Annotated in this window: 22 protein-coding genes and 1 riboswitch; of the genes, 14 read left to right on the top strand and 8 right to left on the bottom strand. The window is 56.1% G+C overall.

Features of this window, described 5'->3' with window-relative positions; genetic code table 11:
• Nucleotides 1-12: 12 nt before the first annotated feature.
• Entirely contained in the window at nucleotides 13-432 is a 420-nt protein-coding gene (locus DHN60_RS16640) for a hypothetical protein (protein WP_108838454.1), read from the top strand.
• Here the strand turns inward: DHN60_RS16640 and DHN60_RS16635 are convergent.
• Nucleotides 429-1,508: a serine protease gene (locus tag DHN60_RS16635; RefSeq protein WP_108838453.1), complete on the bottom strand. Its 1,080-nt coding sequence runs from the start codon at nucleotides 1,506-1,508 to the stop codon at nucleotides 429-431. The two genes, DHN60_RS16640 and DHN60_RS16635, sit on opposite strands and share 4 nt — an antisense overlap.
• A 76-nt stretch (nucleotides 1,509-1,584) precedes the next feature.
• Here DHN60_RS16635 and DHN60_RS16630 point away from each other — a divergent pair, with 76 nt between their 5' ends.
• The 4 genes from DHN60_RS16630 (at nucleotide 1,585) to gcvP (ending at nucleotide 7,378) form a co-directional block, all read left to right on the top strand.
• On the top strand, nucleotides 1,585-2,622 hold the full coding sequence (locus DHN60_RS16630) for a hypothetical protein (protein WP_108838452.1): 1,038 nt from the start codon (nucleotides 1,585-1,587) through the stop codon (nucleotides 2,620-2,622).
• A 160-nt stretch (nucleotides 2,623-2,782) separates the two neighbouring features.
• Nucleotides 2,783-2,867: riboswitch (glycine riboswitch) on the top strand.
• Between the two features lie 161 nt (nucleotides 2,868-3,028).
• Complete coding sequence (gcvT, locus tag DHN60_RS16625; protein WP_108838451.1) at nucleotides 3,029-4,153, top strand: glycine cleavage system aminomethyltransferase GcvT; 1,125 nt, start codon at nucleotides 3,029-3,031, stop codon at nucleotides 4,151-4,153.
• Between the two features lie 16 nt (nucleotides 4,154-4,169).
• Nucleotides 4,170-4,529, top strand: a complete 360-nt coding sequence (gene gcvH / locus DHN60_RS16620) for a glycine cleavage system protein GcvH (protein ID WP_108838450.1) — start codon at nucleotides 4,170-4,172, stop codon at nucleotides 4,527-4,529.
• Between the two features lie 11 nt (nucleotides 4,530-4,540).
• On the top strand, nucleotides 4,541-7,378 hold the full coding sequence (gene gcvP, locus DHN60_RS16615; RefSeq protein WP_108838449.1) for an aminomethyl-transferring glycine dehydrogenase: 2,838 nt from the start codon (nucleotides 4,541-4,543) through the stop codon (nucleotides 7,376-7,378).
• A 239-nt stretch (nucleotides 7,379-7,617) separates the two neighbouring features.
• On the opposite strand, the gene DHN60_RS16610 is transcribed toward gcvP, so the two are convergent.
• On the bottom strand, nucleotides 7,618-8,235 hold the full coding sequence (locus DHN60_RS16610) for a response regulator transcription factor (protein ID WP_108838448.1): 618 nt from the start codon (nucleotides 8,233-8,235) through the stop codon (nucleotides 7,618-7,620).
• A 164-nt stretch (nucleotides 8,236-8,399) separates the two neighbouring features.
• Here DHN60_RS16610 and DHN60_RS16605 point away from each other — a divergent pair, with 164 nt between their 5' ends.
• The 3 genes from DHN60_RS16605 (at nucleotide 8,400) to DHN60_RS22355 (ending at nucleotide 11,797) form a co-directional block, all read left to right on the top strand.
• A complete protein-coding gene (locus DHN60_RS16605; protein WP_108838494.1) occupies nucleotides 8,400-8,894 on the top strand; it encodes an oxidoreductase in 495 nt (164 codons plus the stop codon).
• Between the two features lie 44 nt (nucleotides 8,895-8,938).
• The gene (locus tag DHN60_RS16600; protein WP_108838447.1) at nucleotides 8,939-11,476 is read left to right on the top strand and encodes an ATP-binding protein; all 2,538 of its coding nucleotides are present in this window, start codon (nucleotides 8,939-8,941) and stop codon (nucleotides 11,474-11,476) included.
• 117 nt (nucleotides 11,477-11,593) lie between these two features.
• Entirely contained in the window at nucleotides 11,594-11,797 is a 204-nt protein-coding gene (locus DHN60_RS22355) for a hypothetical protein (RefSeq protein WP_159089251.1), read from the top strand.
• Between the two features lie 50 nt (nucleotides 11,798-11,847).
• Here the strand turns inward: DHN60_RS22355 and DHN60_RS16595 are convergent, their stop codons facing one another.
• The 4 genes from DHN60_RS16595 to DHN60_RS16580 all read right to left on the bottom strand — a co-directional run bounded on the left by DHN60_RS16595 (nucleotide 11,848) and on the right by DHN60_RS16580 (nucleotide 16,928).
• On the bottom strand, nucleotides 11,848-12,849 hold the full coding sequence (locus DHN60_RS16595; protein WP_234423678.1) for an alpha/beta hydrolase: 1,002 nt from the start codon (nucleotides 12,847-12,849) through the stop codon (nucleotides 11,848-11,850).
• Between the two features lie 481 nt (nucleotides 12,850-13,330).
• A complete protein-coding gene (locus tag DHN60_RS16590; protein WP_108838445.1) occupies nucleotides 13,331-15,058 on the bottom strand; it encodes a thiamine pyrophosphate-binding protein in 1,728 nt (575 codons plus the stop codon).
• Nucleotides 15,058-16,185, bottom strand: a complete 1,128-nt coding sequence (locus DHN60_RS16585; protein ID WP_108838444.1) for an enolase C-terminal domain-like protein — start codon at nucleotides 16,183-16,185, stop codon at nucleotides 15,058-15,060. The genes DHN60_RS16590 and DHN60_RS16585 overlap by 1 nt, the downstream gene beginning before the upstream one ends.
• A complete protein-coding gene (locus DHN60_RS16580) occupies nucleotides 16,182-16,928 on the bottom strand; it encodes an aspartate/glutamate racemase family protein (protein ID WP_108838443.1) in 747 nt (248 codons plus the stop codon). Before DHN60_RS16580 ends, DHN60_RS16585 begins: the two co-directional genes overlap by 4 nt.
• A gap of 136 nt (nucleotides 16,929-17,064) precedes the next feature.
• Here DHN60_RS16580 and DHN60_RS16575 point away from each other — a divergent pair, with 136 nt between their 5' ends.
• The 5 genes from DHN60_RS16575 (at nucleotide 17,065) to DHN60_RS16555 (ending at nucleotide 22,174) form a co-directional block, all read left to right on the top strand.
• The gene (locus DHN60_RS16575) at nucleotides 17,065-18,306 is read left to right on the top strand and encodes an FAD-binding oxidoreductase (RefSeq protein ID WP_108838493.1); all 1,242 of its coding nucleotides are present in this window, start codon (nucleotides 17,065-17,067) and stop codon (nucleotides 18,304-18,306) included.
• 33 nt (nucleotides 18,307-18,339) lie between these two features.
• A complete protein-coding gene (locus tag DHN60_RS16570) occupies nucleotides 18,340-19,320 on the top strand; it encodes a TRAP transporter substrate-binding protein (RefSeq protein WP_108838442.1) in 981 nt (326 codons plus the stop codon).
• Nucleotides 19,321-19,383: 63 nt separating this feature from the next.
• Nucleotides 19,384-19,920, top strand: coding sequence for a TRAP transporter small permease (locus DHN60_RS16565; protein WP_234423677.1), 537 nt, complete (start codon nucleotides 19,384-19,386; stop codon nucleotides 19,918-19,920).
• Nucleotides 19,921-19,924: 4 nt separating this feature from the next.
• Complete coding sequence (locus DHN60_RS16560) at nucleotides 19,925-21,232, top strand: TRAP transporter large permease (protein ID WP_108838441.1); 1,308 nt, start codon at nucleotides 19,925-19,927, stop codon at nucleotides 21,230-21,232.
• A gap of 3 nt (nucleotides 21,233-21,235) precedes the next feature.
• Nucleotides 21,236-22,174, top strand: coding sequence for a hypothetical protein (locus tag DHN60_RS16555; protein ID WP_108838440.1), 939 nt, complete (start codon nucleotides 21,236-21,238; stop codon nucleotides 22,172-22,174).
• Nucleotides 22,175-23,013: 839 nt separating this feature from the next.
• Here the strand turns inward: DHN60_RS16555 and DHN60_RS16550 are convergent.
• Complete coding sequence (locus DHN60_RS16550; protein ID WP_108838439.1) at nucleotides 23,014-24,453, bottom strand: lysophospholipid acyltransferase family protein; 1,440 nt, start codon at nucleotides 24,451-24,453, stop codon at nucleotides 23,014-23,016.
• Nucleotides 24,450-25,025, bottom strand: coding sequence for a TetR/AcrR family transcriptional regulator (locus DHN60_RS16545; RefSeq protein WP_255415583.1), 576 nt, complete (start codon nucleotides 25,023-25,025; stop codon nucleotides 24,450-24,452). Before DHN60_RS16545 ends, DHN60_RS16550 begins: the two co-directional genes overlap by 4 nt.
• 587 nt (nucleotides 25,026-25,612) lie before the next feature.
• Here DHN60_RS16545 and DHN60_RS16540 point away from each other — a divergent pair.
• Nucleotides 25,613-26,248 (top strand): glutathione S-transferase, encoded by a 636-nt coding sequence (locus tag DHN60_RS16540; RefSeq protein WP_108838437.1) that lies wholly within the window; start codon nucleotides 25,613-25,615, stop codon nucleotides 26,246-26,248.
• Nucleotides 26,249-26,362 lie beyond the last annotated feature (114 nt).

Here is a 26,362-nt window from a genome sequence, read left to right as displayed (position 1 = left end):
AGGAGTATTTTTATGTCTTCGCTGGAAATTGGATGGACTGAGGCGCAGGCGCGCAGCGCACTGACCCGGTTCCGTCGTGTGTTTGCAATCAATCTGATCCTGCAAAGCCTGATCGCGTTGGCTTGTATCCTTGCGCCGCGCTTCGGGGCGCGGCTTGTCGGCCTTGATCCTTCGGAAGCACTGCCATTCTTGCCGATCTGGGGTGGCATGGTGATTGTCGCCTCGGCGCTGCAATTGTTTGCCTATCTTGACCCGATCACCCAACGCTTTCAGGTGGCCATCGCTATGTTTGGGCGGTTCCTGATGGTCCTTATCTATGTATGCCTTGGGGCTGCGTTTTGGCGGTTTGCAGCCTTTGATGCCCTGTTTGCGGTGATCCTGTCGGTTCTGTTTTACCGCGCGCTGATCGCAGAGTTGCAAACGCGCCCCTAAAGCTGCTTGCCCATGCCATCATAGGACGCACGGCGCGCCCGTTGTGTGCACATCGGGTCTGCCCATAGGGCCAGCAGGTCATCACGCACCGTAGAATATTGCGGATTGTCGAAAACCTTGGCTTCTAACGCGCCGACGATGCGGGACACGCGGATGCCTTCATTGGCCAGCCAGTGCACCCGAGCGTTGTTTTCGGCAAACCTTTCTTTTGAGATCTTCTTGCCGTTGACGTCCAGCACGTGGCCATTCACGTCCGTGTCAGGGACAGCCTTGTGATGCACTGCCAAGACTTCCCAGCGATTGTTGAGAACGGGTGAGCCGGAACTGCCGGGGTTGGTATCGCCCGAGTACCAGCAGAACGCATCGGCATCGGTGCCGTTGTCGACCAAGGTGAACACGCTTTCGTGCACCACGATGCGTTTCTCTTCTCCGTCAGGGTGCTGGATGATGTTGGTCGCATCGCCGATCAGTGCCTTGCCTTCTTCCCGCAAGAACGGGATCCACCCAAAGATATTGATGTCAGTCACACCTTGCAGGCCAAGGAAACAGATATCGAGGGCTTCATCCGCCCAAAAGAAATGGTCAGTGTCGGCGACATACACTTCGGTACTGCGCGGTGTGCCGATCCTGTTGTCGTCAAACAGAAACTCGAACATTGCGGTCTTTGCCTCGGCTTTGTCCTTGATGACGTGGTAGTTGGTGACAACGATCCCATTCCCGACCAGAAACCCGGTCCCTGTTTCGATGCCCCGGGAAATGTGACAGACAGCACGCGCCGTTAGAATGCCGATCTCCAAAAACTCGCCCGAAAGGATGTTGTCTCGCTCATTGATTTTGGCTTCTTGGCCCAACCCAGGCGTGAGCATCAGAAAGCGCTCTGATTCGTCTACTTCGGCCTCGGCCAGCGCATTTTGCCGCAACTCGGCCTTGAGCTTGCGTTGATCGCTTTCTAATGCGCGCCCATTTCCGCGGGCAATATTTTGTATTGATTTCTGCCACTTATCTTTGCGTGCGCGCAGGCGTTGAATGCTCTTATCCAGAGCGCCGGACCCCAGATCCTGTGGTGTAATGGACATATCATCTCGCAATCAAAATTGGTGTAGAATACCCGTAAGCCTAGAAACCAGGCTTTGTTATGCAAGGTATTTTCCAATGGATAAAATTTCATACGACGCCTACGTCTCTCTTTCAACGGACCGCAATCGACGCAAAGAGTTCCGCGCCTATTCGAATGTGATCCCCGGCGAGAGCGCGTTTGATTTCCGAGTTGTGCCCAATCCCGATCTGGTCGTGGACATCCCGGACGACATCGAACTTGAAAACGCGATGCAGGCGGGCAATGGCATTGAACGCACCGCCCGGCGTCTGGCCTTCAACCTTGATCGCATCTTTAACCGAAAAAAGCCGGTGCTTGTGGCTGAAGGGGACAGTTGGTTCCAGTTCCCGATCCTGATCGACGAAATCCTTGACCACCTGTCGGACACCTTCGCCATCCTGTCGCTGGCAGCGGCAGGCGACACGGCGGAAAACATTGTCGATGGTCCCGAGCAATCTGGCGGGCGCGAATACATGATCAATTTGCGAAAACAAAAGGAACACGTGCGGGCCTTTTTGTTTTCGGCCGCTGGCAACGACATCATTGGCGAAGATCCGCAAACCGGCAAATCCGCGCTGTTTGATATCATCAACGACTTTGATCCGGCCCGGACGGACATTGACGAACACATCAATGCGGTTGTGTTGCAGGAACGGCTGACCAGCCTGCGGGACGCTTACACCCGGGTCATTACGGATGTGCGCGCAGAGCCGGGGCTCGAAACCCTTCCGATTATCGTGCACGGATATGACTATACCTTTCCGTATCCGCACTTTGAAAATGACCCGCGCAATCCGATTCATGCGGCCAACAACGAGTGGTTGGGGCAGCCGTTGGACCAGCGCAATTTCCCGACCGCAACTCAGGCGCAACGCGATCTGCGGCGCAACATCGTCATCAGGCTGATCGACCAACTCTATGACATGCTCGATGACTTGGCGCAGACGCACAACGACGTTGTTGTTGTCGATTGCCGGGGCGCAATGTCAGAGGTGACCGATTGGGCCGATGAAATTCACGGCACCGACGAAGGTTTTGCCAAGGTGACCCAACGCTTCCGAGTGGCCCTGAATGGCGCTTTGACGGGCGGATAAGCGGGTTGGTCTTGGCCCGTCGTGGATGAGGGTGTGGCTGCTTGTGCTATTGTCAGGAGCGCGCCGTCGGGACGGGGCACGCCGTTTTCCGAGTGCTGTCACAGCGCGTTTCCAGATATGACTTGCCATCCGCGATGTGTTTCCTATACGAAACAAAAGACGTTTGACGTTGGGAGAACCAGATAACTGGTGCCGAAGGAGCAACTGCCTCGGAAACTCTCAGGCCACAGGACCAGCGCCAAACAACGAATACTCTGGAGAGTGGTGCGTATGCACCCGCCGAAGGGATAATGATCTCAGGCAAAGAGGACAGAGGAGGCACCGATGCGCAGATGTTTGTCTGCGTTCCAATGGGTGCCGCGTGATGTGATGAAATCTCGTCGGCTTGCAGACAGGCGGTGACGGCATGACATCTCTCAAACAAACTCCGCTTCACGCGCTGCACTTGTCGCTTGGCGCCAAGATGGTGCCTTTTGCGGGCTACGATATGCCGGTGCAGTATCCTCTGGGCGTGATGAAGGAACATCTCCATACGCGAGCGAATGCCGGACTATTTGATGTCAGCCATATGGGTCAGGTCATTGTGCGTGGTTCAACTTTTGACGCGGCGGCAAGAGGCCTTGAGAGACTGATCCCTGTCGATGTGCTGGGTCTTGGTGAAAACCGTCAGCGCTATGGATTTTTTACAAATGCGGATGGCGGGATCGAAGACGACCTGATGCTGGCCAACCGTGGAGACCACGTTTTTGTCGTGGTGAATGCGGCCTGCAAAGATGCCGACATCGCACATATGAAAGCTGAACTTGAACCGGATTTGACGGTGACAGAGATTACAGACCGCGCCTTGCTTGCGCTGCAAGGGCCTGCCGCCGAAGGCGTGCTTGGCGCGCTTGATCCGCGGGCCGCAGAGATGCGGTTTATGGATGTCGCAACGCTGGATTTGAACGGGGTTGAGGCGTGGGTATCTCGGTCTGGATACACCGGTGAAGACGGGTACGAGATTTCTGTACCGTCTGAAGAGGCCGCTGCGGTCGCGCAGGCGCTTCTTGATCATCCGGATGTTGAACCCATCGGCCTAGGGGCGCGGGATTCTCTGCGGCTTGAGGCAGGGCTATGCCTTTATGGTCATGACATCGATCAAACCACCACGCCGGTCGAGGCTGCTCTTGTCTGGGCGATCCAGAAGGTGCGCCGCGCGGGCGGTGATCGGACAGGGGGCTTTCCCGGAGCGGACGTTATCCTTGGACAATTTGGCAACCCTGTGGCCCGCAAGCGCGTTGGCCTGCTGCCCACGGGCCGCGCACCCATGCGCGAAGGCGTTGCACTGTTTGCCAGTGAAGACGCGGCAGACCCCATCGGGGAAATCACCTCGGGCGGGTTTGGTCCTACGGTCGGTGGCCCTGTTGCGATGGGCTATGTCAGCACTGATCACGCTGCGCCCGGCACCACGCTTTACGGAGAGCTGCGCGGCAAGCGCCACCCCCTGACCGTCGCAAAGACACCGTTCACACCCGCCAATTTCAAAAGATAACCAAAGAGGGAAATCCATGAAGTACACCGAAGAACACGAATGGCTGCGCGCCGATGGTGATGCGTATGTTGTTGGCATCACCGAACATGCGACCACCCAGTTGGGCGATCTCGTCTTTGTCGAATTGCCCGAGGTTGGCACGGTCGTCAGCAAGGACGATGAGATCGTTGTGATTGAAAGCGTCAAGGCGGCCTCGGACATCATGGCCCCCGTCGATGGAGAGATCGTCGCCGTGAATACCGACCTTGCGGACGACCCGAGCCTCGCCAACAGCGATCCATTGGGCAATGGCTGGTTCTTTAAGATCAAACCGTCAGACACCTCCCAATTCGATGGGTTGATGGACGAAGATGCCTACAACGCTCTGATCGGCTAAAGGAACGCGCGATGACTTTCAAACCCACCGACTACCTGCCTTACGATTTTGCAAACCGCCGCCATATTGGGCCGTCTCCGGCCGAAATGGACGAGATGCTGGACGTGGTGGGGGCGAAAGACCTTGATGCGCTGATCGACGACACCATCCCAGCCAACATCCGACAAAAAGAGCCGTTGGATTTTGGCAAGGCCAAGTCCGAGCGCGAGCTTTTGCACCACATGCGGGTGACGGCGTCCAAGAACAAGGTACTCACGTCGCTGATCGGCCAAGGCTATCACGGGACGGTCACACCCCCCGCGATCCAGCGCAACATCCTTGAGAATCCGGCCTGGTACACGGCCTACACCCCGTATCAGCCCGAGATCAGTCAGGGCCGGCTTGAGGCGTTGCTGAACTTTCAGACCATGGTGTCGGACCTGACCGGGCTTGAGATTGCCAACGCGTCGCTTTTGGACGAGGCGACAGCCTGCGCCGAGGCGATGACCATGGCGCAACGGGTGAGCAAATCGAAGGTGACCGGCTTTTTTGTCGACGAAAACTGTCACCCCCAGAACATCGCGGTGATGCAGACGCGCGCCGCGCCCCTTGGTATCGAGATCACCGTTGGGAACCCTGATGATCTGGACGCCAGCGCCGTGTTTGGCGCGATCTTTCAATATCCCGGCACATTCGGTCACATCCGGGATTTCACCGGGGAAATCGCCAAACTGCATGAAAACAAGGCGATTGGCATCATCTCGGCCGATCCGCTGTCGCTGACCCTGCTCAAAGAGCCGGGCGCGATGGGCGCCGACATTGCCGTTGGTACAACGCAACGGTTTGGCGTGCCGGTTGGTTATGGTGGTCCACACGCCGCCTATATGGCAACCAAGGCGAATTACGCCCGCAACATGCCGGGCCGCATCGTGGGCGTGTCCGTCGACACCCATGGTAATCGCGCTTACCGGCTGTCTTTGCAAACCCGCGAACAGCACATCCGCCGCGAAAAAGCGACTTCGAACGTCTGTACTGCACAAGCGCTGCTGGCCGTCATGGCAGGTTTCTACGGCGTGTTTCACGGCCCTGACGGCCTGAGGGCCATTGCTCAACGTATCCACCGCAAAACGGCACGGCTGGCCGAAGGGCTGAAGCAGGCAGGGTTTGATGTGCGGCCTGCTGCATTCTTTGACACGATCACTGTCGATGTCGGCCCCTTGCAGTCGGCGGTGATCAAGTCGGCCTTGGATGAGGGGATCAACCTGCGCGTTGTAGGCAATACAGCCGTTGGGATCACGCTGGATGAGCGGGCGCGGCCTGCCACCATTGAAAAGGTCTGGCGCGCCTTTGGCATTGAACGGCAGGACAAGGATTACACACCGCATTACAACATGCCGGACAAGCTGATCCGCACGTCTGATTTCATGACCCACCCGATTTTCCACATGAACCGGGCGGAAACGGAAATGATGCGCTATATGCGCCGCCTTGCAGACCGTGATCTGGCGCTGGACCGCGCGATGATCCCGCTGGGGTCCTGCACGATGAAACTGAACTCGGCCGCTGAGATGATGCCCGTCAGTTGGCGCGAATTCTCGCTGTTGCACCCCTATTGCCCCAAGGATCAGGCGGCGGGTTATATCGAGATTATCGAGGACCTGTCGGCCAAGCTGTGTGACATCACGGGCTATGACGCTGTGTCCATGCAACCCAACTCGGGTGCGCAGGGCGAGTATGCTGGCCTCCTTAGCATTGCAAGCTGGCACCGTGCCAACGGGCAGGGGCACCGCAATATTTGCCTGATCCCGATGAGCGCGCATGGCACCAACCCGGCCTCTGCCCAGATGGTCGGCTGGAAGGTTGTGCCAGTAAAATCGGCTGCGAACGGCGACATCGACGTGGATGATTTCAAGGCCAAAGTGGAGGAGCACCGCGACAACCTTGCCGGGTGCATGATCACTTACCCGTCGACGCACGGGGTGTTCGAAGAGACGGTGATTGACGTCTGCAAGATCACCCATGAGGCAGGTGGGCAGGTCTATATTGATGGGGCCAACATGAACGCGATGGTCGGCCTGAGCCGCCCGGGCGATCTGGGCGGTGATGTCAGTCACCTGAACCTGCACAAAACCTTCTGCATTCCGCATGGCGGCGGTGGTCCCGGCATGGGGCCGATCGGGGTGAAGGCGCATCTGACACCTCACCTGCCCGGAGACCCCAACGGAGGCTCTGGAGCGGTCAGCGCTGCCGCTTTTGGTTCGCCATCGCTCTTGCCGATTTCGTGGGCCTACTGCCTGATGATGGGCGGTGAGGGTCTGACACAGGCGACGCGCGTTGCGATCCTGAATGCGAACTACATCGCCAAACGCCTCGAAGGAGCGTTCGACGTGCTCTACAAAGGACCAACGGGCCGTATCGCGCATGAGTGCATTATCGACACCCGGCCCTTTGCGGACAGTGCGCACGTCACCGTAGACGACATCGCCAAGCGTCTTGCCGATTGCGGTTTTCACGCGCCCACAATGTCCTGGCCTGTGGCTGGCACGCTGATGATCGAACCAACAGAGTCCGAAACCAAGGCCGAACTCGATCGGTTCTGTGATGCCATGCTGGGCATTCGCGCCGAAATTCAGGCCATCGAGGACGGCACGATGGACGCCGAAAACAACCCCCTCAAAAACGCACCGCATACGATGGAAGATTTGGTGCGCGACTGGGACCGCCCCTACAGCCGCGAAAGTGCGTGTTTTCCAGCTGGGTCGTTCCGCGTTGACAAGTATTGGCCGCCGGTCAATCGGGTCGACAACGTCTGGGGGGACAGAAACCTGTCATGCACATGCCCGCCGATGGAGGATTACGCCAAATCGTAAGGTTGGAGCCGACCTCGGGTGGCTATGTGGCGCTGAAAACTTGAGTCCTGCACGCTGGTAAACGGGCAGACGGGTTTTCGCGCGCCGCAATGGCACTTTTCGGTGTTATCAAAATCTGGAATGGGGCGTTATTTTTCCAGAGTGCATGCAACCGACCGTTTTGCCAAAGCTGACGATCAAAAGCTCACAGTTGGCAACTCGGGTCAGGTTCGGAACGTTCGCGCTGTGTTTTGTGCAGGCTAGAAAAGTTGGTTTTCCTTGGCGAGCAATGCGGCTTGGGTTCTGTTTGACACACCCAGCTTTGCAAAGACGTTTTTGACGTGCAGCTTGATCGTGACTTCCTGAACGCCAAGTTTGCGCGCGATTTCCTTGTTGGACAGTCCGATGCTGAGCTGTTCGAGGGTCTGCATTTCGCGATCAGAAAGGTCTGAAAACGCGCTGTTTGGCTTTGAGTTTTCTTCGTTCGATCCGAAGTCGAAGGGGAAGTAACGCTCGCCAGAGAGCACAAATTGTATTGCGTTGACCATAGATGCCGCGGTGAGTGATTTTGGAATGAAACCATGTGCTCCGTTTGCCATGGCCGATGTGGCCACCTCGCGGCTGGCGACGCCTGACATTAAGGCCACCTTCACGGCCGGAAAAGCTTTGCGTGCTTGTTCAAGCCCGTTTAGGCCGTTCATTCCTGGCATATTGTAGTCGAGTATCAAAAGGTCGATGGCGTCGAGGCCGCGCATTTTCTCCATCGCGTCCTGCACGTTGGTTGCAGTAAAAACGGTGAACCCGTCCACAGTCTCTAAATAGGCGGCAATCGTATCGAGGACGAGATCGTGATCATCAGCAATCAAAATGTTAGGCATGTCTTCTGCACTCTCAGCTTGTCACTAACATAGCCCTTACCTGACCGAAAAACTTGGTAAAATATGGCTTACCTATACTTTAGTATAGGTGACTATGCCAATGCCTTGAAGACCTGTTCTTTCGCATCGATTAAGGGGTTACGATGGAAACCAAAGGAGCGGTCATGGCAAAGGCCATCTATACGCACGCCTGTGCGTTGATATTTGCACTTTTTCTGGGATTGAGTGCCGAGGTTGAAGCGCAATCTGCGACCGCTCTCGAAATCTCCGGCGCAGGCGCCGACGCTGGTCCCGTCTATTTGGAACTGGCCGATTTGGACGCATTGCCGCAAGTCACTTTTGAAACGTCGACGATCTGGACAGATGGAACAGTTACGTTTTCCGGTGTTCCGCTGAAAGCGCTGCTTGGGGAACTGAGCGGGCGAAACGGTGTGGTCGAAATGGTTGCATTGAATGATTACAAAGTGGACATGCCGTTGGACCGTTTAGAAGACGGGGCCCCCATAGTGGCCACACGGCTGAATGGCGAATCGATGTCGGTACGCGACAAGGGACCCTACTGGGTGGTATTTCCTTATGACTCGGATACCAAGTATCAAACAGAAACGACGTATGCATGGAGCATCTGGCAACTGAATCGTTTGAAGGTCGTGGATTAACGGACTTCATGGCTGTGCGGTGGCCGTAGACAAAGAGGTCACGCGTGAAAACAGGGTTGAACCGCTACCGGTTGGCAATTTTTGTGGGCATTCTTGTTCTCATTGTTTTGCTTGCGGCGATGGCGGCAAACCTGCCGTCCCAACTGCGGGAACTGTCACGCGCGGCCGAAGACAATTTGCAGTGGAGCATCACGCAAATTGACACTGAGTTTGCGAACCTTGACGCTGCCATCAGTAGGCAAATTGCCACGCAATCCTTGCCAGAAGAAAACATTCGCCTTCGAGTAGATATCGCTCTCAGCCGCCTCGCGATTATCAACTCGGGCCGATCAGCCGAAATCTTCGGTGATAGCGAAGAAGCGCGCTTACTAATCGAGCCAATCAACGATTTTGCTGACGCCGCAATCGCGCTTTCAGATGCACCGGGTCCGCTTGCGGGCGATGCACTGTCGGAAATGCAGCAACTTGTCAGTGATGTCCGTCCACTGGTCCGTGATATTGCGCTGTTGGGCGTTCGGCTTGGAGCAGAACAGGCCGAGTCGCGCCGCACTCAATTTGCCAATCAACTGACGCGCACGGGTGGCATTGCCATGGCCCTCCTGGTCTTGATGGCCATACTGATGATCGTTCTGGATCGGCTATTGCGTCGGGCTGATCATCGTGACGCAGAACTCTCCGCCTCGACCAAACAACTGGCTTCCACGGTCACGGCGTCGTTGGACGCCATCGTGACCGCAAATGAAAGCGGTGAAATCATTGATTTCAACACCTCGGCAGAGCGTGTTTTCGGGTGGAAGCGCGACGAGATTGTTGGCCTGACGATGGAAGACACCTTTATCCCTCACCGTATGCGGGACGCGCATCACAATGGGATGAAACGTTATCTTGAAACAGGAACGCCACGTGTTGTTGATGCTGGCCGTGTTGAGCTCGCTGCGCTGCGCAAGAGCGGCGAAGAGTTTCCGGTTGAGCTGAACATTACCACCACCCAAAGCGGCACCGATACGATCTTTATTGCCTATATCCGTGACATCAGCGAGCGGAAGATCAACGAACAGAAGTTGATTGATGCACGTGATCGGGCCGAAAGGGCGGACAAGGCTAAATCACAGTTTCTTACGGTCATGAGCCATGAAATGCGCACACCGCTGAATGGCATATTGGGCGTGCTGGATTTGCTCAAGACGACGTCCCTCTCTGAGGAGCAAGGGCGCTATGCAAAGATTGCCACGTCCTCCAGCGAAGTGCTTTTGGAACACGTGAATGAAGCACTGGACATCACGCGGATTGAAAATGGCAGACTACAGCTGACGTTTCAGGATTTTGATTTGGCAGACCTGATGCGTGGGTTGATGGACGTTTTTGTGCCATTGGCGCAGGAAAAGAATCTGACCTGCACGCTCGAAATCGACGCGACTATGCGCCAACGCTTTCATGGTGATTCCGGGCGCATCCGACAGATCCTCACCAATTTGATTGGCAATGCGATCAAGTTCACGGATGAAGGCGGCGTGCATCTTCACGTCAGTGGAATCAACGGTCTTAAGTCTTCCTCGCTTCGGTTCGAGGTGCGCGACACAGGCATCGGCATTCCCAAAGACAAACAGGACCAGGTATTTGATGACTTCGTGGCTCTGGCCAATAGCTCCGGACGGCAGAGCCGCGGAGACGGGCTTGGGTTGGCTATTTCACGACGGATTGCGCGGGCCATGGACGGTGATGTGACGCTGACCAAGAGCGAAGACACTGGATCGACCTTCACGCTCACACTGTCGACGTTGAGCGCGGTTCCAGAGGAAAACACAAAGTCAGAGCCCAGTGATGTGGCGCCCCCGCCTGTGCAGCCGCGCAATGTTCTGATTGTCGAAGATAATTCCATCAATCGCAGCGTTCTTAACGGCATGCTCACGGCCATGGGTCATGACGTCGTTGAGGCGGTGAACGGTGTAGAGTGTCTTAAGAAAGCGGATGAAACGGTGTTCGATGTCATTTTTATGGACATCGGTATGCCGGTGATGGATGGGATTGAGGCCACCCAGCGTTTGCGCGCTGATCGGGGGCCAAACGCACAAACCCAAATCATTGGTCTGACGGCGCACGGGCGAGAGGAATTCCGCGAACAAGCGGTTGCTGCGGGCATGAACCGGTTTCACACCAAGCCGATCCGTCTGGACGCATTGCGCAGTATTTTCATTGAACTGGCATCCGGAACCCCCAGCAGGCTTGATGCGGAAAAATTTCCCGAAGCCCTGACAGAAATGATCGACCTGCTCGGACATGCCAAGGTGCGCGCGGTTGCTGATACATTCTTTGCTGAGCTTAAGACGCTCATAGCTGACTTGGGGGATAATGCCGCGCATTCGGACAAGACGCTTTTGGCCGAAGCTGTACACAAAGCTAAAGGGGCGGCGTCTTTGCTTGGCCAAACTGAGCTGCAAGCCAAACTCGGTGATCTTGAGCACGAAGCGCGCAGCGATGCGTTAGGTGATTTGACCGCTTGGGCGGATGCGCTCGTTTCGAGCGCGCAAAAGGCTGAACAATCGATCGCCAAAGCAATTCCGCCCGACTCCGGAACCACATAAGACGTGGCGACCTATTTCAAGCGTTAGCCGTCCTATCCTTAAGCGCGCCATTTTCAGGTGCACATCCGCATCAATCCTGTGTTCATGGAAATCAGGCCTGCCTAAGGGAATAATGGCATGACACGAGCAAGAGCATCCTCGTCGTTGGTCGCGACGGCTTTTGCGACCATGGTCGGTTGGTGGATGCGTTATGTTTTGATGCGGTGCGCAGCATCGTTTTTCCGATATGCAGGCCGCGATCAGGTCTGTGTGCCGACGTTGCGGGTCATGTCCTGTCATCCGGAGAATGCGAGGGGATTGTTGGATGAGCCAACATCCTGAGATAGAGCGTGTGCGGACACACTCTTTGTTATCTTTCGCGTGCCAGATCGCTACTCGAAGGCGACAGTTATCGGAACGCCGGCAAAGAATTCGCTTAACATATTGGCCCTCGCGTGGCGTTTGAATGTTCCGGCTTCATTCAAACCACGCCCGAGCAGTTGAACAACCTCCGGAGATCCTGCGAACTTGGAATGGCTACCAGAGGCAGAGTCGTCGACTTTGGACAAATCAATTGCGATCACACCCAGTTCGGCAAGCTGGTTTGCGTCAGTCGCTCCGACCCGCGGGACCCCGCCAGCAATGCGCCGGGAGGTTCGAAGTGCGCTGTCATCTTCGGAGATCAGAACAAACAAAAAGTCTTTGCCGACCTTAATTTCGTCCAGTTGGACCCTGAAGAGATCGATATCAATATCAGGAGACGCCAAGATAATGTTCCGTAGTCGGTTTGAAGAGTTGAACCGGCCATGGGCGACTTGTTCCTTGACGGCCTCCATGATCAGAAACCCACCCATCGAGTGGGCAAATACGCTGTAACCTTCCGCGTTGGTGCTCGACAGCATTTTGCTAATCTTATTGATCTGCGGTCGCGCAATCAGGGCGCTGTTCAGGTCGTAAACATAACGGCTCACCTTTGCCGCTGACGCCCAATCAAACAGGACAGCCACACCCTGATAATTCGTGTCTTCGACGAATTGCCCAAGCCGAAGCAAAGCATCGCTCGTGGTGTTGTTGTAGCCGTGGACAAAGAACAAAATGTCCCGGCTTCCCGGAGGCCGCATTGCCAATTGCTTGTTTATGGCGGCTACAAAGGAGTTCTCCGTTGGGTAAATGGTCGGCTCGATAATCGCAAATTCCGTTCGCGGGTCTGGCGGCAACTGTTTGGGCCGGTTGAGTTCTCCGACAACATGGTTTGGTGGTACGGACACGACGACGGATGCGAGGCCCAATTCAGGGGCGCGTTCCGCCGAAAAAAATGCGCCGACTGTCTCGGTGGCCTGACGTGTGGAAGTGAGAAAAATCTTGTGTTTTGTGGCGGTTTGAACAGAAGCCACGGGAACTTCCGGATTGTCTATTCCGATAAGTTCCGGAGGCCGGCCACAGGCCGACAGGAAGGTGCACAACGCAAAAAGTGCCAATATCTTCAAACGGTTCAATCGACTACCCTCGTTTCACAAAGCTCATACCGTATTTTGCTGTCGCTGTCAGGTCATGCAAGCCTGATGACCAAGATCCATAAATAAAGGCGTTGGACAGCGAAAGCCCCACCTTGCAAGCAGATAGCAAGCGCATCCCACTCGGGGAAGTTTAAGCAAAGAGGCTTTTCACGAGCAAGGAAGACCGATGATTGGTGCGCCTTAGGGGGTGGCGATCGCCAATTGTCAGGCGTGTTTGCAAAGTGGGGCCGCGGGTGTACCAAGCTGTTTCAAAAAGCCAGCGCTGACTTGCCGTCAAAATTTGCCCCGCATTGGTCGTTCGAACTTGGGTATTGCGCGGAACAGGAACCTGGTTCTTTGGCTCGGCGCTGACGACGAGTTAATAGAAATGGGGCAGGTTCTTTGCTCTGGCTGCGCGGACCCAGTTGGGAACGAAGGGCACGATTTCATCCTGCGTCGGGACCCGGATTTCGATGAAGTTCGCTCCGGGGTTTGAAATTGCCTGTTTGAGCAAAGGTTCGATCTCTGCGTCCGATGTGATGCGGGCGGTCTCAAAGCCAAAACCCTCGGCGATCTTAAGGTAATCCACCGCGCCGAAATCGGTCGACCATGGTGCGTCGACATCATCGAGCAGGATCGCTTCGCCCCGGATCCATCCAAAACTGTCGTTGCGGTTGAGAATGATTGTTACGTTCTTGCCGGAGCGCTTTATCGTCTCCATGTCGCCCATCACGAATCCAAATGACCCGTCCCCGGTCAGGCTGATGACGGGCCCGTCGCCCGCATAGGACGCGCCCAGAGCCGCCGGAACCGAATAGCCCAAGGCCCCCATCGAATAGTTGGTGATATAACGCCGACCGGCTTCGCGAAACGTCAACAGTGCCGATGGATAGATGGCGCTCACGCCGGGTTCGGATGTGACGATCGCGTCTGTGGGCATAAGCCGGTCGAGGGCCTGAGACAGCTTTACAGGCGATATCGTGCCTTCGGGCATCGGGATATTCGCGTTAAAGACCTTGTCTAACGCGGTCTGTTTCATCTGCGTCAGATCAATTTGCGGACGGTTCAGATCGGGGTGTTCGGATCTGAGGATCTCGACCATATGGGTGATCGTGGCACGGGCATCGCCTGCAAGCCCGACCTTGACGGGGAAGTTGTTTCCTATGTGCGCCTCGGCGATGTCGAGGTGCAGAAATGTCGTGGTGCCCGGATCGCCATAAAGCTTCCAATGATCGGTCGCGGCACTGTCGGTGTTCGAACCAATAAAGAATATCAGATCAGCGTCGTGCATGTATTGGTTGGAATATTCCATCCCACCCCGCCCGCCGATCACCCGCAAGGCAAGCGGGTGGTTTTCGGGGATGGTGCCTTTGCCCGGAGTCGTTGTGCCGACGGGGATTTGCAGCAGTTCGGCGAGTTCGATGATGACGTCCGAGGCTTTGGAAATCAGCGCGCCCTGTCCGCAAACAATCGCAGGTTTGTCCGCTATCAGCAGCGCGTCAATCGCTGCCCGTATCTTTCCATGGTCGGCCACGGGGCGGTGCGCGGGATATGCGCTGTATTCCGGCTCTGCATATAGATCCGTCAACTCTGCCTCTTCGCCGAAGATGTTGATTGGCACGCGGATATGGACAGGCGCCGGACGGCCCGAAGTCGCCACACGGAAAGCGCGGCGTAGCAGAAAAGGGATCTCGGCGACTTTTGTGACAACAAAGGATTCCTTGCAGATACTCTCATAGAGGGCGGTCTGGTCGACACCAGTCAGTCCGTGTTTCTTGTCCTGATTGATGGGAATGTCGGAACTAAAGAAGATGACGGGAACAGAGCTGAGGAAAGCCTCGGTGATGCCGGGCGTGCAATGGGTAACACCGGGGCTTGGGGCTTCGAGAACGGCGGGTTTGCCGGTGATCTTTGCGTAGGCTTCGGCCGCATAAGAAGCTGTGCGTTCGTCGCGGGTAAGCACAAATTCGATGTTCGAATGGGCGCGCCATTCCTTGTACCAGCCGATGGTGGTTTCGCCCGGCAGACCAAACACGTGGGTGACGTCATGCAATTCGAGCATGCGCAACAGAGCCTGTGCGCCGTTCATACGAGTGGGCTCAGCCATTATCTGTCCTCCAGAAGGTGCGTGCGGTAGCGGTCCAGTTTCTCCGGGTCGGGCGTGGTGCCAAGGCCCGGTGTCGAGGGGACGTGGACATGGCCGTTTTTGACTGGGAACGGGGCGGCGGCAAGGTCTGTTTCTGCATAGTAGGTGGACATGTAGAACTCGCATCCCAGCGTAAGATTGGGGATGGCCGCCATCAAATGTGCTCCTGCCATATGCGCGATAGAGGTTTCGAACATACAACCGCCATAGACTTCGATCCCGGCGGCGCGCGCGATGGCCGCGATCTCGATGCAGCGCCGAATACCGCCTGACTTGGCAGTCTTGAGCGAGAAGATGTCGGCCATCCGTGTGTTTGCACCGCGCAGCGCCTCGCGTACATTAAAGACTGACTCGTCTGCCATGATCGGCACGTCCACTGCGCGGGTGATATCGGCAAGCGCTTCGCGTTCGTGCATGAGCACAGGTTGCTCGACAAAATCCGGACGGAAGGCTTCCAGATCGCGGATGTGCCGGATCGCGTCATAGGCGGGTAGGCCCTGATTATAGTCAATGCGCAGGCGAATGGCGTCACCATATTTCGCACGCAGCTTTTCCAGCCGCATGAGGTCAAAGGCGTGATCGGCGAACCCAGTTTTGAGTTTGAAGACGCGGAAACCGTCGCCCCAGATGCGGGCAATGTCGTCCAGATCGGCGTCAAAGTCCGGGTTGGCGATCGAAAAGCTAAGCGGGATTTCAGTGCGGTGTCGGCCACCAACCAGCTCTGCGATGGGCAGGTTTGCAATCTGACCGGTGAGGTCCAGCAGGGCGCATTCCAGCGCGGCCTTTGCCTCTGGGTGACCGACGAGAGTGCGGTCGGCTGCCGCCATGATAGGTTCGACAAGCGTGGGGTCTTGGCCGATGATGCAGTGGCGCAAGTGGACATGCAGCGCCGCTGCGTTTGCTTCAAGCGTTCCGGTAAAGACGGGCCAGGGGGACGCCTCGCCCCAACCGGTGAGGCCGGTGTCGGTAGTGAGTTCGCACAGGGCCGCGTTGATATTGCCGACGTCACCGGACCCGTGGGAATGGACCGCCTGCGCCGGGATTTGCACGCAATGAACCCGCAGGGCGATGATGCGGTGGTCGCTCATGGATTTGCACGCGGGATGTCGTCAAGGTCGGACGAAAAACGGCGCGGCAGCAGGCCGGATTGAAACCACAGCAGGTACGTGTAGATCGAAAAAACGGGGCGGCCTGTGGCGCGGCGGATGTCGGCGGCATAGGGCACCATGTTTGTGCATTCGAGCAGGATGGCACCGATATCCGGATGATCTGACACCAACTGCTTGGCGGCCGCGACGTTGTCAGCGCGGGCCTGTTCGAAGTCGATGCTGTCGGCGTCGCCGAGCACGTGTGCGGTGAAATGAGAGGCGGCACCGGTACCGCCGACGGGCGTGCCCTGTGGAATGCCTGCGGCGTCAAGATGGGCGGTGGTCAGCGTTTCGGATGAAATTGTCAGGATGCCCAGTTGCTGGTCTGCAGGGAGAGTCTGACGGATCAGAGTGGCCTGTAACAGCGACGAAGAGGCAATGGGCACCCCAAGGGCGCGTGACATCTCTGTCTGGAACGGAACGAGGAAGCCGCAATTGGTGGCGATGCCGTCGCAGCCCATTTCGACCAACTCACGGCCCGCGTCGATGAAGGCGCCCAGCAACGGTGTCGCATCTCCGCGCACCACGTTGTCAGGCGTGGCGTCGCGGACAACCTTGTATTGCACGGGAAAGGGCCAGGTACCCGCGTTGCCGATATCGCCCGGGATGCGGGGAAAGCGGGTGTTCAGCATCAGGATGCCGACAGATGCGCCGAAAACTGTTTTGCCGCCAAGTGTTGTCATGTTGGGTCTTTCTTTGGGCAATGATTGCAGCGCTGTTGGCCGCACGCTAGCGCGGCACTTGCGTTGCGCACAAGGCTGTGCCTTGCTTGGGCCGAAGTTTGGCAGGTGGATCAAGCTGCTCTTGGGGGACGCGATGATGTCAAAACAGGTGATTATTGCCGGAGCCGGGATCGTCGGTGTTTCGACGGGCATCTGGCTGCGCCGCTTTTGCGATGCAAAGGTCACGATCATTGATCGCTTGCCGCCAGGAGAAGGAACATCACATGGGAATGCGGGTGTGCTTGCCGCCTGCGCCATTGCCCCTGTCACCGCACCGGGTTTGATCCGCAAGGCACCCAAGATGCTGATGAACCCGGACTTTCCTCTGTTTATGCGCTGGGGGTATTTCCCAAAGTTGCTGCCGTGGTTGATCAAGTATCTGGGAACCGCAAATGACGCTGACACGCGCCGGATTGCCAGTGGTTTGGTTACTATCGTCGCTGACAGTGTCGATCAGCATAAGTCGCTGGTGACAGATACGGATGCGGCTTCTTGGGTCACTGAAAGCGACTATTCCTTTGCCTATACCAATCGCGCGGCGTTTGAGGCGGACAGCTATACGTGGGGTTTGCGCCGCGAAGCGGGATTTGAACCTTTGCTGCGCGAAGGTGAGGCCGTACGAGAGTATGAGCCGCAGCTTTCTCCTTCGATAGGGCTGCTCGCGACGATGAGCGATCATGGCTACATCCGTGATCCGGGTGGGTATGTGAAGGCGCTGGCCAAAGTCTTTGAGGGGTTGGGTGGCACCATTTTGCAGGCCAAAATCAAGGATTTCGAGATGACCGACGGCAAGGTGACCGCAGTTGCGACGTCAGAGGGGCGTCAACCTTGCGATCAGGCGGTTCTGGCGACCGGCGTTTGGTCAAAACCGTTGATGAAGAAACTGGGTCTGTCGATCCCGATCGAAGCAGAACGTGGATACCACGTTATCTTTGTAGACGCCGAAGGGGGGCCTTCGCATCCGGTTATGGTGGCAAGCGGCAAGTTCGTCGCCACACCCATGGCTGCTGGCCTGCGCTGTGCTGGGGTTGTTGAGTTTGGCGGGTTGGAGGCAGGACCGTCCAAGGCGCCTCTGAATCTGCTGCGAAAACAGGCAAAAGCCGCCTTTCCAAACCTTTCCTACAAGGGAGAGATCGAATGGCTTGGACACAGGCCCGCGCCGTCCGACAGTCTGCCTTTGATCGGTGAAGTCCGGAATACAGGCGTGTTCACAGCCTTTGGACATCAACACATTGGATTGACCGGTGGTCCAAAAACGGGAAGGATCGTTGCAGGTCTTGTTGCGGAGCAACCTGTCAACACCGACATCGGTGCATTTGATCCCATGCGTTTTGCATGAGTCCGCAAAGAATTGACCACCAGGGAGACTAAAATGACAAAAGCTACAACACTATGCGCCAGCCTTGCGGCAGCCACGATGCTTGCGATGCCTGCGGCGGCAGAAGAAAAGTGGGACCTTCCCATGGCCTATTCGGGCTCCAACTTCCACTCGGTGACAGGTGCAGAGTTCGCCCAATGCGTGACCACCGGGACAGGCGGCGAGATTGAGATCACGACACACCCATCCGGTTCGCTTTATGCGGGCGCAGATATTAAACGCGCGGTTCAGACAGGGCAGGTGCCAATCGGTGAGCGTCTGCTGTCAGGTCACCAGAATGAAAGCGCCATTTTCGGTTGGGATTCCGTGCCCTTCCTTGTGTCGTCCTTTGATGAACATGAGAAGTTGTACGAAGCCGCCTTGCCCCATGTTCAAGAACTGTTGGCCGAGCAAAACATGACCATGCTCTATTCTGTGCCATGGCCACCGCAGGGGCTGTATTTCAACAAGGAAGTGAACTCTGTCGCCGATATGGAAGGCCTGAAGTTCCGGTCCTACAACAACGCAACGGCTCGGATGGCTGAACTGACCAAGATGTTGCCTGTATCCATCGAGGCGGCTGAGATCAGCCAAGCCTTTGCCACGGGTGTTGCTGAATCCATGGTGTCGTCCGGTGCGACGGGTTACGACCGCAAGGTCTGGGAAAGCCTGAGCCATTTCTATTCCGTCGATGCGTGGCTGCCCCGCAACTATATGCTGATCAACAACGATGTCTGGTCAGATGTGTCCGACCAGAACAAGAACGTGATCAACGCTTGTGCCGCAATGGCCGAGTATGCGGGCACGTGGCGCGCCAAGGAATACACCGGCTTTACCCTCGCGGGTCTTGCAGAAGGTGGCATGACAGTTGGCGCTGCAGGTGATCAGTTGATGACCGATCTGCGCGCTGTTGGTGAAACCATGTCTGCCGAATGGCTCGAAGCTGCCGGTGAAACTGGCGCGGCCATCCTCGACGCTTACAACGCTGCCCAATAAGCACGAATGGCCCGGGCTGCTTTTGTGCGGCCCGGGCGTTTTTCCAGCCCCGGAGACTGACCTATGACGGGTGCCCTGAGCGGTCTGCGCCGCTTCCTTGATTTTCTGTATCTTGCTGCAGGTATTCTGGCTGCTCTGTGCCTGATTGCGATCCTGTTGTTGATTGTGGCCCAGATGGTTGCCCGCTGGACAGGCGAGATTTTTCCCGGTGCTGCCAACTACGCCGGCTACGCGATGGCAGCGGCCAGTTTCTTTGCCTTTGCCAATGCCCTGAACCGAGGGTCGCATATCAGGGTGTCGATTCTGCTGAATGCAGTGCCAACAAAACTTCGCAGGTTCATGGAGATCTGGTGTTTCGGCATTGCGGCGGCTGTGATGTGGTATTTTACCTATTACGCTTACTGGTTCACCTACTGGTCGTGGAAGTTCAACGAACTGAGCCAGGCACAAGACGCCACGCCTTTGTGGATCCCACAATCGGTCATGGTCATCGGGGGCGGCATTCTGGCCATCTCACTCACCGACCATCTGGTACACGTCATTTTCCGGGGGGATCACCGCATTCAGCGCGACCTCGTTGATCAAAGTTTCGCGGAGTAGCGTGATGGAAGAAATTTATGCAATCACCCTGTTCCTGTTTGTCCTGTTCCTGCTTTTGGGCACGGGGGTCTGGGTGGGGCTGGCCCTGATGGGTGTGGCCTGGGTTGGGATGGAGTTGTTCACCACCCGACCGGTCGGCGACACGATGATCACAACGATCTGGGCGTCGTCCTCAAGCTGGACGTTGACCGCGCTGCCCTTGTTCATCTGGATGGGAGAGATCCTGTTTCGAACGCGATTGTCGGAGGACATGTTTCGCGGTCTGTCCCCATGGCTGGCGCGTTTGCCGGGTGGGTTGGTGCATACCAATATCGTGGGCTGCACAGTGTTTGCGGCTGTGTCAGGGTCGTCTGCGGCGACGCTGACCACAGTGGGCAAGATGTCCATACCCGAGTTGCGGGCGCGGGATTATCCTGAGCGGATTGTGATCGGTACGCTTGCCGGGGCGGCAACGCTTGGTCTGATGATCCCACCCTCTTTGGCGCTGATCGTCTATGGCGTGACAGTGAATGAAAGTATCACGCAGTTGTTCTTTGCCGGCGTATTTCCGGGCCTGTGTCTGGCGCTGATGTTTATGGGCTATGTCGCAATGTATTCGTGGTTTTCGGGCAACTGGAACCCGAAGCAAGAGACGGGCATGAGCTTTGGCGACAAGCTGAAGAACTCGCGCTTTCTGATCCCGGTGTTGTGCCTGATCTTTGTAGTGATCGGGTCGATGTATGCGGGCTACGCCACTGCCACCGAAGCCGCTGCGATCGGTGTGATCGGCGCGCTTGTGCTGGCGGCAAGTCAGGGGTCGTTGAACTGGTCCACCTTTACCGAAAGCCTGATGGGAGCAACGCGCACATCTGCCATGATTGCGCTCATTCTTGCGGGGGCGGCGTTCCTGAAACTGGCCATGGGCTTTACCGGCCTGCCGCGTGCATTGGCTGACGGGATTGCGACGATGGACTTGTCGCGGTTCGAACTCCTGATGATCCTGATGGTGTTTTACATCGTGTTGGGGATGTTCCTTGATGGCATTTCGTCTGTTGTTTTGACCATGGCCGTGGTCGAACCAATGGTGCGCGAGGCCGGGATCGACCTGATCTGGTTTGGCATTTTTGTGGTTGTTGTGGTCGAGATGGCGCAAATTACTCCGCCCATCGGGTTCAACCTGTTTGTGCTGCAGGGCATGACGGAACATGAAATGGGGTATATTACCCGAGCGGCCTTTCCGATGTTCATGATTATGGTGCTGATGTGCTTTGTGCTCATCTGGTTCCCGGACATTGCGATGTGGTTACCGGAAACCATGCGACAGGCTCCCTGACGAATGCTCAGTGCTCTGTCGTGGATCGGAGCGCAGGGACGCTATTGCCTGATTGCCGGTCTTTGCCTTGGCCTTCTTGCGCCCGGACTGGCCGAGGTAATCCGCCCGTGGATCGGCACGCTTGTGGCACTGCTGTTGCTTGTCACCGGCATCCGCATAGGTGCCCGTCAGGCGTTCGGTGAGCGCCGCGATCTTTGGCCAACGCTTGTGCGTATCGCTGCCTTTCAAACCGTATTGCCGCTGATCGTCATTGCCGCATTTGCCCTCGCAGGCCTGTCACACCTTCCACTGGCCATCGCTGTATCCTTGATGCTCGCGGCGCCTTCGCTGACGGGTGCGCCAAACTTTGCCATTATGATGGGGCTGGATCCGGCGCCCGGAATGCGCCTGCTGGTGATGGGAACGGCGCTGTTTCCGCTCACGGCCCTCCCGGTTTTCCTGATCCTTGATCCGGCAGGCGGAGGCGTCATCAGCGGGATCACCCTGTCGCTGGGTCTGCTGCTGGCAATCCTGACGTCAGTCGGCGTTGGCTTTGCAATCCGGCACTTGGTGCCCCGGTTGGCTGAAACACAGATGCAAGGCGCGTTGGATGGGTGTGCGGCGCTTCTTCTGGCCGTCGTTGTTGTTGGCCTAATGAGTGCAATTGGCCCGCTGTTGCGAAATGATCCTTTGGTGCTTCTTTTGTGGCTACTTGCGGCCCTTGCGATCAACTTTGGCCTCGTGGTTGTGACCTTGCGACTGTTCAACCGGGCGCGTTTGGCAATGGCGGTGCCGACCGCCATCTACGCAGGTCATCGCAATATCGCTCTGTTCCTGATTGTGCTGCCAGATGAGATAGCCGCGCCGTTGATGATCTTTGTCGGGTGTTATCAAATTCCGATGTACCTGACGCCTTTCCTGTTGGCGCGACTGAAGATGCCCGGCATTGAACCCACCGCGTGACAGTGCGCATCTTGGTAATTTCTCTGCAAGGGTGCGCGCATGAGCGGCGGTAAAGTCATCACGTTTGCAACTGCATGACAAACTGTACGTGCAACGAAATTGAAAAAGCTGACCTTGATGGATGCGATCAGATGTCCGGTTGAGCCTGATCCGGAAGGCTGGCTGGCCCGGTCAAAAAAGAGCCAACCCAAATCTGTTTCCGCGTAGAGATATCAGGCCTATCGCGCTGTCACCAATGTTCGAACACCATTCGCCGCTGGACCATAATTCGTTGCCGAGGACCGTCATTGCGAGGTGTTCGACCTGCATCACAGGCCGGGAAGGCGAGGGGCCAATCCATTGAGATTGCGCATATCGACAGCATCTCCAATGGCGAGCGACAAGTCCGTCGCGGCACTCGTGACACCAGGAATCTCTGGGGCAGAGCATGCAATGGGTCCAAAACAAAGAGCTGACAGGAGCAGAACAGTTCTCGACGTTGACCGAATGGCGCGACGCGTTCCGGAAGCGGTTTGAGTTTGAGTAGACATGGTTTTCTCCATTAACTGAACGATGTTCATTTAATTGCATGCAATTGAACGTCGGTCAATATAAATATTGAACGGCGCTCAAAATCTTGGTGCAATGTAAATAAAACCTTATTTTAACAGAGGTTTAGCTCAGAAACTATTTTCTGAACGCGTCGCCGCTGTGGAATGGTGGGCCTGCGGTTTCAGGTTTTCGGCGTAGGAACAGCTCCGCAAGAGAATCAATGCAACGCTGAAAATTTGCAGATCACTTCCGTGGATTGCAAAACCGAACCACACAGAATGCACGCGCCTTCACCCGACTGAAAACCCTTAGTCAGGCTTTCGATGTGCTTCGTCTGAACGATGGGCTTCAACTAGCGCACGAAGCTTCTCAAGGATGATCTGCCGTTTCTCGGTCAGACTATCGCCCAAACTGTTTGCTCCGTGCAAACGGGTCCGTGCGCGGGCTTCGGCCACAGTTTCAGAGTAAAGATCAAGATATCCGAGCATCGCCTTGCCGGAAACCGGACAGGCGATCAAAACTGCGCTGCCGATGATCCAAAAGGCAGCCGCACCCCAAATCGTGGAACCGACATATCCAGAGACGATGGCCGCAATTGTCCAAAATATGGGGAATAGAAAAAATCCCGCAAAGATCGACCACGTTGACCGCTTATCCAGATCCCTCCAGTGGCTTAATGCCAGCAACGCCCGGTAAGGCGGCCAGTTTAGCAATAACCCGATGCAGACGATGGGCAGACCCAAAAGAAAACGCACCAACGTTTTGACTATGAACGGGCCTGCCCCCGCAGACGGAGTGTTCGCGACTTGACCGTCACGCAAGGCGGTTGCCCGAAGCAGGTTGTCATACTCCGCGAGATCTTGCCGCAGAGCCGCTGTTTGTTCCGGGTGGGTTTCGCGCACGATGGCATATCCCCGGCTCAGATCTCTGCGGGTGGTGTTCAATGTTGCCCAATCATTGTGCTGAGCGTCGATCGGGTCTGGCTGACCGATAATTTCGGCGGCTCGACCGATCAGGCGGGCCTCTTCCCATGTCTCGTGACGGGGTGCCAGCGCCTGTAGGCATTCACTGATTTGCGAAGTCAGTTGCTTTACCGCCGCGGCTCGAACTGCGGGATCTTGCGACCTATAGGCTTCGATCTGATCTCGACTCGCGGCAATCGGGGAGCCGATTTCGACCAAAGTTCGGGACCGGAATCTGTTCTTGGCCTCAAATGTCAGAGCGACTGGAACGATCTGCACGCTGAGCAGATCCGTATCTGAATCGGCCTCCAGCGCAATCCTGGCTGTACCCGTTTTCAATGGTAGAAGGCTGGGTTCATTATGACTTTTGCCCTCAGGAAAGATTGCTAGCACGCCACCTGACCGCAGCAGTTCAGCAGCTTTGGTAAATGTCGCAGGCATAGAACCTTTTACCTTGCGCCCATCTTGTGCTCGGAAAAGAGGCACAACACCCGCCGCATTCAGAAGCGGCCTGATCGGGGTAAAGTCCCATATCGTACTCGCAGCAAGAAACCTCGGCATCCTTGGCAAAAAGGACGTAATGAACACGCCATCGACAAGGCTGTTGAAGTGGTTGGCGACAACGATGACCGGCCCGGATTCTGGAAGGTGATTTGAACCCGTCACTTCGATCTGACGATAGTAGGCTTGCAAGACGAGCCGCCCCAAACCGCGCAAGAGTGAGTCCATAAAGGGCCGAGGCGGGTCACCACCAATCCGCGGCTCTGTGCGGGCGCTATGGGTCATCGATGGGGTTCTTGGTCGTCCTGTTCGGCGATGAGGCCGCGAAGGTAGTGTTCGACCAGATCTTCAGCCATCAGGTCCACACTGTAGCCCCCTTCTTTGAGGAAACGCGCAGAAGCAGGAACCGACGCGATGCCAAGCAGTGAAGCCCATAGGACCCGAACAGACTTTCTGACCTCTTTATCGCTTCGGTTTGGAAGACCAGGCGAAACGATCCGCACGACACAATCGACTACCGCCTCAAGGGCTTCGTCATAAATTTGAGCCTGCTCAATATCCTGACGCATCGCGTGCACATTGTTCGCAGCCCAAAGCTTTGAGTGTTCGGCTTGAAAGCGGGAATAAACCTGCAAAACAGATTTGGCATCCGCATGTACGTCACCGGTTTCCTGAACTTCTGCAATTTTGGTTTCCAAAGCGCGCAGGGTGCGGGCGTTGATGTGTGAAATCAGGTCGTCAAGATTGCGAAAAACGTTGTAAACCGAGCCTGCGGAATACCCGATGGCTGTTCCGATTTGGCGCACCGTCAGCTCTCGAAGTCCTTTGGTGGCGATGATCTTCTCACCAGCCTCCAGAATGAGTTCGGTTAGTTGTTCGCGTGTATGATCCGATCGTCTGGCCAGTGTTCACATCCTGATATGCAAGGCGGAAGACCGCGTTCGTGCAGCTAAACCTGACTTTGGCCCGAGAGATATTCCGGCCATGAACCCAAGCTTCGTAGACTAGGGTTTTATCAAGGTAATTGGACGCTGTCCACAATGTTATTGATCATCGTTCAGTTTTTCAGCAAGAATAATGAACATTGCTCAATTAAGGAAGGTAAAATGCCCTCAACGTGCCATCCCAAAACCCTCGGCCCCCCAAGTTTTCAGAAAAGTTTGCTGATAGCCTTCCTTTTGACGGCTCTGGTCACAGGGACTGCTAGCGACCAATTTCACGGCCACGCCACAGGCTGAAATGCCCGAGCCATACCAGAGATGAGTGGATCAACACGGCGCTCACATGGTGTTTTATGGCCGCTTGCTGCACATTGTGTCAGTTCGCACAACGCGCAAAACCGACAGTCTGGGTCCTGACCCGCGATAGCGTTATTCGATCAGAACAACTTCGTCCGAAAGCTATCCTCGCTCAACCACGTTGTTTCTTGCTATGTAGGCCTCATATGTCCCAGCACCCTATTCTTTGGACGTTTCGACGTTGCCCCTACGCCATCCGGGCGCGCCTTGCGATTGCAAGTGCCGGGGTCAAAGTAGAGCTGCGCGAAATTCTATTGCAGGACAAACCGCCAGCGTTCCTAGAGACGTCAGCCTCGGCCACGGTACCGGCTCTTCGTCTCGCGGATCGGGCACTGGATGAAAGCAGGGACATCATGGTCTGGGCCCTTGAACAGAATGATCCGCACCATCTGCTGAACATGCCGAAGGAAGGTTGGGACCTGATTGGCGAAAATGATGGCCCATTTAAATCGGCTCTGGATCACACAAAATATGCGTCGCGCTACCCAGACGTGGACCCACAGGTCGAGCGTGGAAAAGCGGCCACTTTTCTGATTAATCTTGATGCGCAACTTCGGGGGCAGACGGCACTGTATGGAAACCACACAACGGTGGCCGATCTTGCCATATTTCCGTTTGTACGTCAGTTCGCCAACGTTGATCGTGAATGGTTTGATGCGCAACCATGGCCAAGTTTGATTGTATGGCTTGATACGTTCATGCAAATCGAGGCCTTTGCGCACGTTATGACCAAATACGTCCCTTGGTCAGAGGGCGACGCGCCGACATGGTTTGGAGGCTGATCTTTAGTTTTGCGGACGGAGTCAGCGCGTCATTGATAGAATGCAATGTCGGCCCGTCGCGGAACTTTTCCCGTTGTTTGCATTGATCGCCTAAGGTTCAAGAACCCTAGGTGC

The sequence above is a fragment of the Tateyamaria sp. Alg231-49 genome (genome assembly GCF_900143535.1).
Taxonomy (GTDB): Bacteria; Pseudomonadota; Alphaproteobacteria; order Rhodobacterales; family Rhodobacteraceae; genus Tateyamaria.
The sequence above is the reverse complement of the archived record's forward strand: the minus strand, read 5'-3'. Positions and strand labels throughout refer to the sequence as shown.

What these genes read in the sequence shown, in the direction of transcription:
- DHN60_RS16550 (WP_108838439.1), bottom strand. Translation starts at nt 24,453, where the DNA reads ATGACCCATAGCGCCCGCACAGAGCCGCGGATTGGTGGTGACCCGCCT.
- DHN60_RS16630 (WP_108838452.1), top strand. Translation starts at nt 1,585, where the DNA reads ATGGATAAAATTTCATACGACGCCTACGTCTCTCTTTCAACGGACCGC.
- DHN60_RS16585 (WP_108838444.1), bottom strand. Translation starts at nt 16,185, where the DNA reads ATGAGCGACCACCGCATCATCGCCCTGCGGGTTCATTGCGTGCAAATC.
- DHN60_RS22355 (WP_159089251.1), top strand. Translation starts at nt 11,594, where the DNA reads ATGACACGAGCAAGAGCATCCTCGTCGTTGGTCGCGACGGCTTTTGCG.
- DHN60_RS16610 (WP_108838448.1), bottom strand. Translation starts at nt 8,235, where the DNA reads ATGCCTAACATTTTGATTGCTGATGATCACGATCTCGTCCTCGATACG.
- DHN60_RS16540 (WP_108838437.1), top strand. Translation starts at nt 25,613, where the DNA reads ATGTCCCAGCACCCTATTCTTTGGACGTTTCGACGTTGCCCCTACGCC.
- DHN60_RS16605 (WP_108838494.1), top strand. Translation starts at nt 8,400, where the DNA reads ATGGCAAAGGCCATCTATACGCACGCCTGTGCGTTGATATTTGCACTT.
- DHN60_RS16635 (WP_108838453.1), bottom strand. Translation starts at nt 1,508, where the DNA reads ATGTCCATTACACCACAGGATCTGGGGTCCGGCGCTCTGGATAAGAGC.
- DHN60_RS16565 (WP_234423677.1), top strand. Translation starts at nt 19,384, where the DNA reads ATGACGGGTGCCCTGAGCGGTCTGCGCCGCTTCCTTGATTTTCTGTAT.
- DHN60_RS16640 (WP_108838454.1), top strand. Translation starts at nt 13, where the DNA reads ATGTCTTCGCTGGAAATTGGATGGACTGAGGCGCAGGCGCGCAGCGCA.
- DHN60_RS16570 (WP_108838442.1), top strand. Translation starts at nt 18,340, where the DNA reads ATGACAAAAGCTACAACACTATGCGCCAGCCTTGCGGCAGCCACGATG.
- gcvP (WP_108838449.1), top strand. Translation starts at nt 4,541, where the DNA reads ATGACTTTCAAACCCACCGACTACCTGCCTTACGATTTTGCAAACCGC.
- DHN60_RS16560 (WP_108838441.1), top strand. Translation starts at nt 19,925, where the DNA reads ATGGAAGAAATTTATGCAATCACCCTGTTCCTGTTTGTCCTGTTCCTG.
- DHN60_RS16575 (WP_108838493.1), top strand. Translation starts at nt 17,065, where the DNA reads ATGTCAAAACAGGTGATTATTGCCGGAGCCGGGATCGTCGGTGTTTCG.
- DHN60_RS16580 (WP_108838443.1), bottom strand. Translation starts at nt 16,928, where the DNA reads ATGACAACACTTGGCGGCAAAACAGTTTTCGGCGCATCTGTCGGCATC.
- gcvT (WP_108838451.1), top strand. Translation starts at nt 3,029, where the DNA reads ATGACATCTCTCAAACAAACTCCGCTTCACGCGCTGCACTTGTCGCTT.
- gcvH (WP_108838450.1), top strand. Translation starts at nt 4,170, where the DNA reads ATGAAGTACACCGAAGAACACGAATGGCTGCGCGCCGATGGTGATGCG.
- DHN60_RS16590 (WP_108838445.1), bottom strand. Translation starts at nt 15,058, where the DNA reads ATGGCTGAGCCCACTCGTATGAACGGCGCACAGGCTCTGTTGCGCATG.
- DHN60_RS16555 (WP_108838440.1), top strand. Translation starts at nt 21,236, where the DNA reads ATGCTCAGTGCTCTGTCGTGGATCGGAGCGCAGGGACGCTATTGCCTG.